Raw genomic sequence first — 12,108 nt, forward strand, 5'->3', positions numbered from 1 at the left:
TATGAGCGATGCGTCCGTCAAGCTGGATGAGCTGCGCCAGCGCATTGATCAACTGGATGACGATATTCTGCGCCTGATCAGCGAGCGAGCCAGCTGTGCCCAACAGGTGGCTCAGGTAAAGATCAGCGAAGACAAGACATCGGTTTTTTATCGCCCTGAGCGGGAAGCGCAAGTGTTGCGTCGTATCATGGCGCTTAATGAAGGGCCATTGGATGATGAAGAAATGGCGCGTCTGTTTCGGGAAATCATGTCGGCCTGTCTGGCGCTTGAGCAGCCCATCAAGGTGGCGTATCTAGGGCCAGAGGGGACGTTTACCCAGCAGGCAGCCCTCAAGCATTTTGGTGAAAGTGCCGTTAGCTTACCCATGGCCGCCATTGATGAAGTGTTCCGCGAAGTTGAAGCGGGGGCAGTCAACTATGGGGTGGTGCCCGTCGAGAATTCCACGGAAGGGGTCGTGAACCACACCCTGGATACGTTTATGGAATCCTCGATCCACATCTGTGGGGAAGTGGTGTTGCGTATCCACCACCATCTGCTGGTCAGCGAGAACACCCGGCGCGATAAGGTATCGAGAATCTATTCTCATCCCCAGTCTTTTGCCCAGTGTCGGAAATGGCTGGATGCTCATTTCCCTCATGCCGAACGTGTGCCGGTCGCCTCCAATGCGGAAGCCGCCAAACTGGTGAAAACCGAATGGCATAGTGCCGCGATTGCTGGCGATATGGCCGCTAAACTCTACGGTCTTGAGCGCGTTGCCGAGAAAATCGAAGATCGTCCGGATAATTCCACGCGGTTTCTGATTATCGGTAATCAGGATGTGCCCATGTCCAGCGATGATAAAACATCCCTGGTCGTGGCCATGCGTAACCAGCCGGGTGCACTGCATGACCTGCTGGAGCCTTTCCACCGCCATCAGATCGACATGACGCGCCTTGAAACGCGCCCATCACGCTCTGGTGCCTGGAATTACGTGTTCTTTATTGATTTCAAGGGTCATCATGCCGAGCCCAACGTCGCGGCGATGCTCGAAGAAGTGCGGCTGCGTGCGTCAGACCTTAAAGTGCTGGGGTCCTACCCCCAGGGTGTGCTGTGACGGTGAGTCATTCGGAAAAGAACTGTTTGAAGGCCTGTCAGCTGCAGGAAACGCATATTCTGATTGTCGGGTTAGGGCTGATAGGCGGCTCACTTGCAGCGGCGCTAAGGCAGGGCGGATTCAGTGGAACCCTCCTGGCTTGTGACCCGGATGCCACTGAAATCCAGCGCGGCATTGAGATGGGGCTGATCGATGCAGGTGGATCAGAGCTTGCCGAGCTGGCACCGCAGGCATCCATGATCGTATTGGCCGTGCCTGTGCTGGCAATGGAAGGGGTCATGCGCGAACTGGCCGCGACGCTGCCCGACCTTTCACAGGTTGTTGTGACCGATGTCGGCAGTACCAAGGCGACGATTCGCGATTGTGCTCAGCGCGTTTTCGGGCAGATGCCGCCAACACTTGTGCTTGGCCACCCGATTGCAGGCTCCGAGAAAAGCGGCGTGTCGGCATCCACCCCCATGCTGTATGCCAACCATAAGGTGATTCTGACCCCTGAGCCTAATGTAAACCTTGATGCGCTTTTGCGGACTCGGCAACTATGGCAGGCCTGTGGTGCTGAAGTAATCGAAATGGACGTTGCCCGCCACGACCAGGTGCTGGCGCGTACCAGCCATCTTCCCCACCTGTTGGCCTTTTCACTGGTGGATACTCTGGCTCGGCAAGATCAGCGACTGGATATTTTTCGTTATGCAGCGGGTGGGTTTCGCGATTTCACGCGAATTGCCGGCAGCGACCCGGTGATGTGGCGGGATATCTTTATTGCCAATCGTGATGCGGTGCTGGCCTCGCTGGATGACTTTGAAACCGGGCTGGCGCGGCTCCGCAAAGCAGTGAAGGCGGGAGACAGCGACGCCATGCTGGCAACCTTCGACCGCGCGAGCCACGCTCGACACTATTTTGAATCGCTACTCAATAAAACCAGTTATCAAGCGGAATACCAAATGCAACCACAAGGTCAAGTGACTTACCGAGTGCGCCCAGGCGGCAGCGCGCAAGGACAGCTTCGCGTGCCGGGCGATAAGTCCATTTCCCATCGCTCCATCATGCTGGGAGCGCTGGCAGAAGGCGTTACCGAGGTAAAGGGGTTTCTGGAAGGTGAGGACAGCCTGGCGACGCTGCAGGCTTTTCGTGAAATGGGGGTAGCCATTGAAGGTCCGAATCAAGGGCGTGTCACCATTCACGGGGTGGGTATGCAGGGGCTGAAAGCGCCATCCGGGCCACTCTATGTTGGCAATTCCGGTACGGCCATGCGTTTGTTTACCGGATTGCTGGCAGGGCAGGCGTTTGACAGTGAACTGACCGGCGATGCCTCGCTGACCAAACGCCCCATGGGCCGGGTTGCTGACCCGCTGCGGGAAATGGGTGCGCTTATTGATACCGCAGACGGCGGTCGTCCACCGCTCAGGATTCGCGGTGGTGCTACGCTCAAAGGTATTGACTACACGATGCCAATGGCCAGTGCGCAGGTGAAATCCTGCCTGCTGCTGGCGGGAATGTATGCTGAAGGAGAAACGCGTGTTCGCGAGCCTGCACCGACACGCGATCATACAGAGCGCATGCTGAACGGTTTTGGCTATACCGTTGAGCGCCAGGGAGATACCTGCTGGCTGTCCGGTGGTGGCTCGCTGACGGCAGGGCCGATTGATGTGCCGTCAGATATTTCATCAGCCACATTTTTCCTGGTGGCGGCTGCCATCACGCCAGGGTCGGATATCACCCTTGAGCATGTTGGCATCAACCCCACACGCATTGGCGTCATCAATATTCTCACCCTGATGGGAGCAGACCTGACGCTTGGCAATCAGGCGGAAGTGGGTGGCGAGTCAGTGGCGGATATTCGTATCCGTTACGCGCCGTTAAAAGGTATTGATATCCCGGTTGATCAAGTCCCGCTTGCGATAGACGAATTTCCGGCGCTGTTTATTGCTGCTGCCAATGCGGAAGGAAAAACACGTCTGCGCGGCGCAGAAGAGCTGCGCGTCAAAGAGTCTGACCGTATTCAGGCGATGGCAGATGGACTGGCGATTCTGGGCGTTGAACATCGCGTAGTGGAAGATGGTATCGATATTATCGGTAATGGGGATGCCAGTCTGCCAAGCTATGGGGGTGGCCAGGTTGACAGCCTTGGGGATCACCGTATCGCGATGGCTTTTGCGATTGCAGCTTTACGTGCCAGCGACGAGATCGTTATTGATGATTGCGCGAACGTGGCAACGTCTTTCCCCAACTTTATTGAGCTGGCCACGCGTATCGGTTTGATGCTCAACGTGGAGGGCGAGCATGGATGAACAGGCCCCGATTCTGGCGATTGATGGCCCAGGTGGTGCTGGCAAGGGCACCATCAGTTGCCTGATGGCAGAGCGGTTGGGCTGGCACCTGTTAGATAGTGGTGCCTTGTATCGGCTAACCGCCTATGCCGCCAGTAAGCATGACGTGGCACTGGATGATGAGTTGCGTCTGGCGCAACTGGCTCAAACGTTAGATGTCAGCTTCCCGGTCAGGCAGGCAGAGCCGTTAACATTGCTGGAAGGTGAAAACGTCGGCCAGGCCATTCGCAACGAGCAGGTAGGCGAGTGGGCATCACAGGTTGCCGCGCTACCGGCAGTCCGTAGCGCCCTGTTACAACGTCAGCGTGATTTTCGGCTTATGCCGGGCCTGGTGGCCGATGGACGGGATATGGGAACCGTGGTGTTCCCCGATGCGTCATTGAAGATTTTTTTAACCGCTTCTGCCGAGGAACGGGCGCGCAGGCGGCATCTTCAGTTGCAGGAAGCTGGCGTGGATGCTAACCTTTCGAGTCTTTTAAAGGAGATTCAGGCACGCGATGCACGCGACACGCAGCGCAGCGTGGCACCTCTCAAGCCAGCAGATGATGCTATTTTGCTTGATTCCACGCACCTGAGTATACCGGAAGTGGTTGAACAACTGACCGAATGGCTGACCCAACGGGGTCTTGCTCCCGGCGCTTGATTCTCCCTTGCGGCGCTTTTGATGCGGTGTCATGACGTGGTAGGGCAGCAAACCCAAACGGAGAGCCCCGCCAGGTCTAACCAGCGTTAACGCCCTCAAAAGTTGAATGACATTAGGCCCGCACTTGCTGGTGGTGCGGAGAAGGCACAACTGCCTCAACAACGTTGATCACGTAGGAACACCATGAGCGAAAGCTTTGCTGAACTGTTTGAACAGTCTCTTAACGACATCAATATGGAGCCCGGCGCTATTGTCGCCGCCCAGGTTGTCGACATTGACGGTGACTGGGTTACCGTTAACGCTGGTCTGAAATCTGAAGGCCAGATTCCCGCTTCGCAATTCCGTGATGATAACGGTGAACTGACGATCGCTATTGGCGATGACGTTCATGTTGCACTGGAAGCGGTAGAAGATGGTTTCGGTGAGACGCGTCTGTCTCGCGAGAAAGCCAAACGTGCAGAAGCTTGGAAGATTCTGGAAGCGGCCTTCGAGAAAGAAGAAATCGTCAAGGGCGTGATCAACGGTAAGGTCAAAGGCGGCTTTACAGTCGACGTCGACTCTATCCGTGCCTTCCTGCCTGGCTCTCTGGTTGATGTTCGTCCGGTTCGCGACACCGCGCACCTGGAGAACAAAGAGCTGGACTTCAAGGTTATCAAGCTCGATCCCAAGCGCAACAACGTCGTTGTATCACGTCGTGCAGTTCTCGAAGCTGAGAACAGTGCCGAGCGTGAAGCTCTGTTGGCAACGCTTCAGGAAGGTCAGCAAATCAAGGGTATCGTCAAGAACCTGACAGATTACGGTGCCTTTGTTGATCTGGGCGGTGTTGATGGTCTGCTGCACATCACTGACATGGCGTGGAAGCGTATCAAGCATCCGTCTGAAATCGTTGCTGTTGGCGACGAAATCAACGTCAAAGTGTTGAAGTTTGACCGTGAGCGCAACCGCGTATCTCTGGGTCTCAAGCAGCTTGGCGAAGATCCGTGGGTCAGCATCAAAGAGCGTTATCCGGAAGGCACTAAAGTGCACGCCGTTGTCACCAATCTGACCGATTACGGCTGCTTTGCCGAATTGGAAGAAGGTGTTGAAGGCCTGGTTCACGTTTCAGAAATGGATTGGACCAACAAAAACATCCACCCGTCCAAAGTTGTTCAGGTCGGTGATGATGTTGATGTCATGATTCTGGATATCGACGAAGAGCGTCGTCGTATTTCTCTGGGTGTTAAGCAGTGTACTGCTAATCCGTGGGAAACCTTTAACGCTGAGTACAATAAAGGCGACCGTGTTTCCGGTACGATCAAATCCATTACTGATTTCGGTATCTTCATTGGTCTCGAAGGCGGTATTGATGGTCTGGTCCACCTGTCTGACATTTCCTGGACAGAAACTGGCGAAGAAGCGGTTCGCAACTTCAAGAAAGGCGATGAAGCCGAAGCCGTTATTCTGTCAATTGATCCAGAGCGCGAGCGCATTTCCCTGGGTATCAAGCAGATGGATTCCGATCCGGTAGCTGAATACCTGTCAGTCAATGACAAGGGCAGCATCGTAACGGGTCGCATCGTGGAAGTTGATGCCAAGGAAGCACACGTTGAGCTGGCGACTGATGTTATTGCCGTGCTCAAAGCGTCTGAAATCAGTGCAGACCGTGTTGAAGATGCACGCAATGTTCTGAATGAAGGTGACAGTGTTGAAGCGCGCATTGTTAATGTTGATCGCAAGAGCCGTCAGATTAATCTGTCTGTGAAAGCGAAAGAGCAGGATGACACGCGTCAGAACCTGAAGAAGATCCGTGATCAAGAGCCCGAAACAGCAGGTGGTCCGACCACCATCGGTGATCTGATCAAGCAGCAGATGGGTCAGGACTGAGCGTCTTAGCTTATTGATACCTTAAAGGTATATAAAACGCCGCCCTTGAGGCGGCGTTTTTTTATCTTATCTCTTTATTGATCTTTGTTTACGCTTTGTCGCTCAAATGAGCTGACCGACGGCAATAACCCTTTTTCAATTGCCTGTTGTTGCTTCTAACATCCTGTTTTTGAATTTTTTATTGTAAAAACAGGTGTGTTAATTAAGCCTTTTTTGCGATGTGCTTCAGTGCTTTTTTGTCTAGATGTCATTGTTTATGATCTGTTTATCAGGGTCTTTTAATAAGAGCCCCTTTGCAAGTCTCTAAAATAGGTTAAACTATTAGCAGCTGAGTCGTTGAACTCGATGCATTTTAGGAACTCGAATAACAAGTGAATAGTTCAACGCCCATGTGAAGTGGTTGAGTGACGCCTGAAATATAGGTTCTGAAATACAGGTTTTGAGATAACGGTTCTGAGAACAGGTTTTGAGAAACAGGTTTTGCGTCCGTGTTGTCAGAGGTAATCAGGCAACTTCATGGCTGTTTTTTTGATGCTCTTTGCCTGATGCTCTTTGCCTGATATTATTTGCCGGCCAGCTTGGCCCCAAACGAATCATCGCCGTGAATTAACGGGTGTTTTATTGAACATCTGGTGTTTGTTGGTATTATTGTTTGCATATCTAAAAGGATCCCCCTATGTCCCTGTTGAACGAATACATTCTTAAAGAGCAGCAACTAAAGCAGCTTCAGGAAGATCTTAGCCGTCTTGAAGGCGATCAGCGTCTGAAAAATGAACTGGCATTCAAGGCTCAGCTAGAAGACCTAATGGAAGAGTTCAGTAAGCGTCCTGCGGATGTTATTGCTTTATTAGACCCCAACGCTGATCAGCGTGGTGGTAAGCAACCCCTTAAAAGCACTGATGGTCGCCGTAAGCGCCGTCTGAAAATTTACAAGAACCCTAACACGGGTGAAGTGATTGAAACCCGTGGTGGTAACCACAAAGGGCTTCGTGGCTGGAAAGACCAGTATGGCGATGAAACCGTCGAGTCCTGGCTGGTGCGGATGGAAGACTGATCACTAGGCAGTAATTAAGGTCGGCCCGGTGTCCAGCAATGATGCCGGGCAGGTCGCTTGATAAGCTTGATGTTATATTATAATTAGAAATGCATATCTCCATTATTCACTCTTAGCCATCTCGTTTGCGTCAAGCAGCCTAGAAAAGCGTATAATTTATTTTCAGAAAATGTGTTGAACGCAGTCCAGCCCATGGTGAACGTTAGAATTCCATTGCTTAAGGCCTGCTGTTGATGTCCCCTGCAAAAGCGTCATATTGAGCAGCTGGATTGAAAATGACCCAAGTTTCCCTGGATTCAGGTGTTACCGGCTCGAAGGGTGCGCATCTGGCTTGATTATCTGTTTTGCCATGTTATTTAAAAACACTGTTTTATATTAAACCTGTGCTAAATAAATCGTGATTGCCTTTTAGCAGGGCAGAGATGGAATGCCAATGAAATATCAAAAAGCACATAAACCTATTGATGAGCGCGACAAGCTTCGTCAGTTTCGCGAACTGGACGATGCTTTCGCTAAAGCCTTGCGTGAACTGGAAGACCCCAACAACACCCTGGATATTCCTACTGGACCGCCAGTACGCTCGTTGGCAGCACTTGAAAAAGAAGAGCGCGAGTTAGAAGAAAACAAGCAACGTCTGACGCGCGAAGAGCAGCGTAAATTGAAAGAAGAACAGCTGGCTGAAGCGTTCAAATCGCGTCTTGAGGCGTTGGTAGCCACGGCACCGTTATCGCGGCAGGAGCTGGTGAAACTTATCCATGCGCTGATTGAAGTGGGCCAGTGGTCATTCGATCAAGTGCCTGTTGTCACTGAACCTCGCGCTGAACGTATTGAAGCGCCTGTTTCCGCTGCTGAATAAGTTCAACGAATAAATTTTAACCAGTAAGCCTAACGATAGCGATAGACACGCAAGCTCGGCAGAAAGACATCATTTTCCAGTTTTTCATCACGGCGGCGAGCACGTGTACGTGCTTCAGGTGGTGTTGGAGGTGGTTGCTTAACATTCGGCAGTCGACCATCTGTACTGGGTACGAAAATCGGCATGGCGGCGTTTAATGCACGACGCGTATGGCCATCATCCAGCGGCTCGGTAAAAAACAGGTTGGCACGCATTAAGGGTGCTTGGGTCTGCACCTGGGCAAGCACTTCACGGCTTGGGATTCCGGCAAGTTTACGTAACTGAATACGGATATGGTCCGCCTCAGTATCCAACGCAAGCAACTTCTGTTCAGCTTCACGTACCGTCAATGTCTTGATGGAGCGCCCGCTGCTGTACCAGGCAAAACGCACTCTTGAAACAGAAGCTTCTGCCATCGGTAGTCTGCGCCAGCACTGTTTAAGATGTAATCTGGCCAACCCCGTTTTTTCGAGTACCTTTTCGACGTCAGGGTGACGTTGAGTCAGCTGTGCCTTGGCCTCGCCAAACAAAGTGGGCGAATATTCCTTGATGCGCTGTAAGGACTCTCCCATAGTTGCTTTGGCCGCATTGGCCATCTCAACAGCGTTTAGCAAATTATCATCAGCCGCAATCAAACCAATATAATTGCGTGTTTCGCGCCCATCCTGGCCATCTTCATGCCACATATCCAGTAATGCATGCCGTAACCAGTCTGCATGAGAGTACGCTGAATAGGTGTTTGAAGGGTCAAATCGCCAGACGGTTTGCGGGCTTTGCGCGAAACAGTGGATGACATGTTCCAGTGCTTCAATAAGTCGCTCAAATGCCTCATCCAATGCATGGCGTAGTTGATAATCAAGCGGTTGGTTTGCGACTTGGTTTGACGACATGAGGAAAGCCTAAGAAAGGGGGGCGTCACGATCTGCCTGTTGCAGCAGAGTGTCCAGGTCAGCCTCATCCATGGCGGATTCACCGGAAATCCGGTGTGATTCATCGGCCCAGGCACCCAGGTCAATCAACTGGCAGCGTTTGCTGCAGAAAGGGCGGTACGTGTTTTTGCTTGACCAGGCCACTTTGCGGGAACATTGCGGGCAGGCAACTTCGAGAGGGGCATCATTTGCAGCTTTTTGCATACAGGGCTCTTTGATTCGGTTTGGTTGGCATTCAAGCCATTGGCTGTTTAGGGTCTGTTGACGTTTCATTCCACGAACCGCGTTGCTGCATCAAAATGTGTCAGACAAGGCGCGGAACGCTGTTAAGGGTGGTTCCCTTTTCAAGTTTCGCAACGCAGTATGGCGCATTTTGAGGCGCAACCCGAAGGGCTGGGTCAGTTTTTATCCGCTGCGGCGTTAGTCGTCGTTCATTTGGAGTTACCAAACGTCTCTCCTCCTGCCTTGCCCCGAATAAAAACTGACACCAGCGCGGCCGTGAATGAAACGTCAACAGACTCTAGACCACTGGGCGTGCAAAGCCGCCACCTGAGTTCGCATGAAAGCCTCATCGTGGCGGTTATCAATCACATGGTCAGCGTTTTTCAGGCGTTTATCTCGGGGAATCTGAGCGGCAAGGATAGCATTGACCTGCTGCTCACTCACCCCATCCCGCGCGAGGGTGCGCTCTATCTGCAGAGACTCAGGGATGTCCACCACCACCGTCGTGTCCACCAGGGCCTGCTGGCCTGACTCAAACAGCAAGGGCGACACTAATAGCAAATAGGGTGCGCCTTGCTGTGATAGGCGTTCAAGATGCTTCGTCAGCCGCTCACGGACGTTGGGGTGAGTGACGCTTTCCAGCCAGGTGCGTTCTTCCGGATGGTTGAAGATAAGTTCTCGTAAGGCGGCACGGTTCAAACTGCCGTCCTCAAGCAATACGCTATCGCCATAGCGCTGAGAGATCGCCTCCAGAGCCGGTTCTCCAGGTGCCACAATTTCACGGGCCACATCATCAGCATCGACCCAGGGAATGCCTAGATCGCCAAACGCGCGAGCCACCGTGGATTTCCCCGCGCCAATGCCACCCGTCAACCCGACAATCATACGTTTTCCTTACTTAAAAACCGTGAATGGCATGATATACCGCATGGATTATACGCCAATGCTGGCAAGATAAAGGGCAATCAGTGTATCGCCCATTAATAACGCAACCCAACCGCCCAGCGCTAAAAAGGGCCCGAAAGGCATTGGCAAGCCGCGCTTATCCTTATTGGCTAGCTGTAATGCAATACCGAATATCGCCCCAAGCCCTGCAGAAATGATCAATACCAGTGGTAGTGTCTGCCAGCCCAGCCAGGCCCCGAGTGCAGCGAGGAGCTTGAAGTCGCCGTAGCCCATGCCTTCTTTACCGGTTAGCAGTTTGAAAAGCCAATAAACACTCCACAATACCAGGTAGCCCGCGATGGCGCCCATCACGGCCGAAGAGAGCATCAAGGGCTGAAATAGCAACTGATAAAGCAGGCCAGCCCATAACAGTGGGAGTGTTAAAATATCCGGCAGAAGCTGAGTGCGTAGATCAATCACCGCCATGGCCAACAGCGCATAACAGGCACCGGCAATAAACAGCGCTTGCCATCCAAGCCCGAAAATGGCCACAACCGCGAGGGCGATTATACCGCCCGCCAGTTCCACGAGCGGGTATTGAGGGCTTATCCTGCCCTGGCAAGATGCACAGCGACCGCGTCGCTTCAGCCAGCCGATCAATGGAAGGTTATCATGCCATTTTATCGGTGCATGACAAGCGGGGCACATGGACCCAGGCCAGGCCAGATTAAAGCGCTCCTGTACTTCCTCAGGCTGCTCCAGCGCTGCCAGTGCTTCGCTTCGCCATTGCTGCATCAGCATGACCGGCAGGCGGGTAATAACCACATTCAGGAAGCTGCCCACGCACAGCCCAAGAATCAGAACCAGCAACCAGACTAACCACGAAAACGCCATAAATCCCCTGTTTAATAAAAATAAACGTAACTATTCATACCCGACGACTCACCACTCGCAATTAAAGCGCTGTCCCAATCTCGAAAATTGGCAGATACATGGATACAATCACACTGCCCACCAGTACGCCCAATACAACGATAACCAGAGGCTCCATCAGCGATGTAAGGGCATCAACTTTGTTGTCGACTTCCTCCTCGAAGTAATCTGCCACTCGGCTGAGCATGGCATCCAGCGCGCCGGATTCTTCGCCAATGCTCACCATCTGGATGGCCAGCGCCGGAAACTGATTGGTCATGCGCATGGCAAAATGGAGGGGTTGGCCAGTCGCCACGTCGTGGCGAACCTGCTCGACGGCGCGTTCATAAACGGCGTTGCCGGTAGCACCGGCAGCGGTGGCGAGTCCCTCAATCAAAGGCACGCCGGCGGTGTAAGTCGTGGCCACCGTGCGAGTAAAACGCGATACGGCAGACTTGTGCAGGATGTCTCCAAGAATCGGCATGCGCAGCATAAGCGCATGGACGCGATAGGTGACCGCAGGCGAACGTCGCATGGCAAAGCGCAGCAAGTAAATGCTGCCGACGACGGTGCCCAAAGCGTGGAGCCAGTAAGCCTGAGCGGCTTCAGACATGCGAATGGTTGCCTGAGTCATGGCGGGCAGCTCGCCGCCAAAACCGGCAAACATGCTTTCGAATTCCGGAACCACCTTCACCAGCAGAAGTGAGGTCACCCCCAAGCCCACCAATAACACGGCGGCAGGGTACCACAAGGCTTTCTTGACGCGTCCTTTTAGCGATTCCACTTTTTCTTTATAGGTCGCCACGCGGTCGAGCATCTGATCCAGAGAACCGGATTGCTCACCGGCGTCCACCAGGTTGACAAATAGCCGGTCAAATTGGCGCGGGTGGCGTTTCAGCGCTTCAGAAAAGCTCGAACCGGAAGAGACATCGTTGGCCAGGTCCTGAAGTAGTCTTACCATGCTGGGCTTTTTGATACTTTCTGAGACGACTTCAATGGATTGCAGCATGGGAATGCCCGCGCGGATCATGGTCGCCATCTGGCGGGTAAACACGGTAATGTCCTTGGCATTGACGCGGCCACGCCCGGAGAGCGAGCTTTTCTTGCGCACCCGTTTGACGTTGATCTTGTGCTTTTGCAGCTCATCACGCACGGCTTCCTGGCTACGGCTGACCACTTCACCGCTTAATTTGCGGCCGGTCTGATCCGCCCCCTGCCATTTAAAGCGGTAAAGCTGAATGGCGGGGCGGGCTTTCTTTTTGGTCGCCATGGTATTGTCTCTTAG

11 protein-coding genes are annotated in these 12,108 nt (G+C 53.0%); 6 read left to right on the forward strand and 5 right to left on the reverse strand.

What is annotated here, in order from left to right:
- The first annotated feature begins 1 nt into the window (after window position 1).
- From pheA to ACU6TU_RS07580, 6 genes are all read left to right on the forward strand, one after another.
- On the forward strand, window positions 2–1,093 hold the full coding sequence (pheA, locus tag ACU6TU_RS07555) for a prephenate dehydratase (RefSeq protein WP_447143941.1): 1,092 nt from the start codon (window positions 2–4) through the stop codon (window positions 1,091–1,093).
- Between the two features lie 2 nt (window positions 1,094–1,095).
- Entirely contained in the window at window positions 1,096–3,381 is a 2,286-nt protein-coding gene (locus ACU6TU_RS07560; protein ID WP_447143942.1) for a bifunctional prephenate dehydrogenase/3-phosphoshikimate 1-carboxyvinyltransferase, read from the forward strand.
- A complete protein-coding gene (gene cmk / locus ACU6TU_RS07565) occupies window positions 3,374–4,063 on the forward strand; it encodes a (d)CMP kinase (protein ID WP_447143943.1) in 690 nt (229 codons plus the stop codon). Before ACU6TU_RS07560 ends, cmk begins: the two co-directional genes overlap by 8 nt.
- Window positions 4,064–4,246: 183 nt before the next feature.
- Window positions 4,247–5,926 (forward strand): 30S ribosomal protein S1, encoded by a 1,680-nt coding sequence (rpsA, locus tag ACU6TU_RS07570; RefSeq protein ID WP_447143944.1) that lies wholly within the window; start codon window positions 4,247–4,249, stop codon window positions 5,924–5,926.
- Window positions 5,927–6,602: 676 nt separating this feature from the next.
- Complete coding sequence (locus tag ACU6TU_RS07575) at window positions 6,603–6,980, forward strand: histone-like nucleoid-structuring protein, MvaT/MvaU family (protein ID WP_447143945.1); 378 nt, start codon at window positions 6,603–6,605, stop codon at window positions 6,978–6,980.
- 433 nt (window positions 6,981–7,413) lie between these two features.
- Window positions 7,414–7,836, forward strand: a complete 423-nt coding sequence (locus ACU6TU_RS07580) for a hypothetical protein (RefSeq protein ID WP_447143946.1) — start codon at window positions 7,414–7,416, stop codon at window positions 7,834–7,836.
- Window positions 7,837–7,865: 29 nt separating this feature from the next.
- On the opposite strand, the gene ACU6TU_RS07585 is transcribed toward ACU6TU_RS07580, so the two are convergent.
- From ACU6TU_RS07585 to ACU6TU_RS07605, 5 genes are all read right to left on the reverse strand, one after another.
- Window positions 7,866–8,765, reverse strand: coding sequence for a DNA replication terminus site-binding protein (locus tag ACU6TU_RS07585; RefSeq protein WP_447143947.1), 900 nt, complete (start codon window positions 8,763–8,765; stop codon window positions 7,866–7,868).
- A 9-nt stretch (window positions 8,766–8,774) separates the two neighbouring features.
- Window positions 8,775–9,008, reverse strand: a complete 234-nt coding sequence (gene yacG / locus ACU6TU_RS07590; RefSeq protein ID WP_447143948.1) for a DNA gyrase inhibitor YacG — start codon at window positions 9,006–9,008, stop codon at window positions 8,775–8,777.
- Between the two features lie 306 nt (window positions 9,009–9,314).
- Complete coding sequence (coaE, locus tag ACU6TU_RS07595; RefSeq protein WP_447143949.1) at window positions 9,315–9,911, reverse strand: dephospho-CoA kinase; 597 nt, start codon at window positions 9,909–9,911, stop codon at window positions 9,315–9,317.
- A 48-nt stretch (window positions 9,912–9,959) separates the two neighbouring features.
- Window positions 9,960–10,805, reverse strand: a complete 846-nt coding sequence (locus ACU6TU_RS07600) for a prepilin peptidase (protein ID WP_447143950.1) — start codon at window positions 10,803–10,805, stop codon at window positions 9,960–9,962.
- Window positions 10,806–10,866: 61 nt separating this feature from the next.
- The gene (locus tag ACU6TU_RS07605; RefSeq protein WP_447143951.1) at window positions 10,867–12,093 is read right to left on the reverse strand and encodes a type II secretion system F family protein; all 1,227 of its coding nucleotides are present in this window, start codon (window positions 12,091–12,093) and stop codon (window positions 10,867–10,869) included.
- Window positions 12,094–12,108 lie beyond the last annotated feature (15 nt).

This window comes from Halomonas sp. LS-001, from assembly GCF_052983955.1.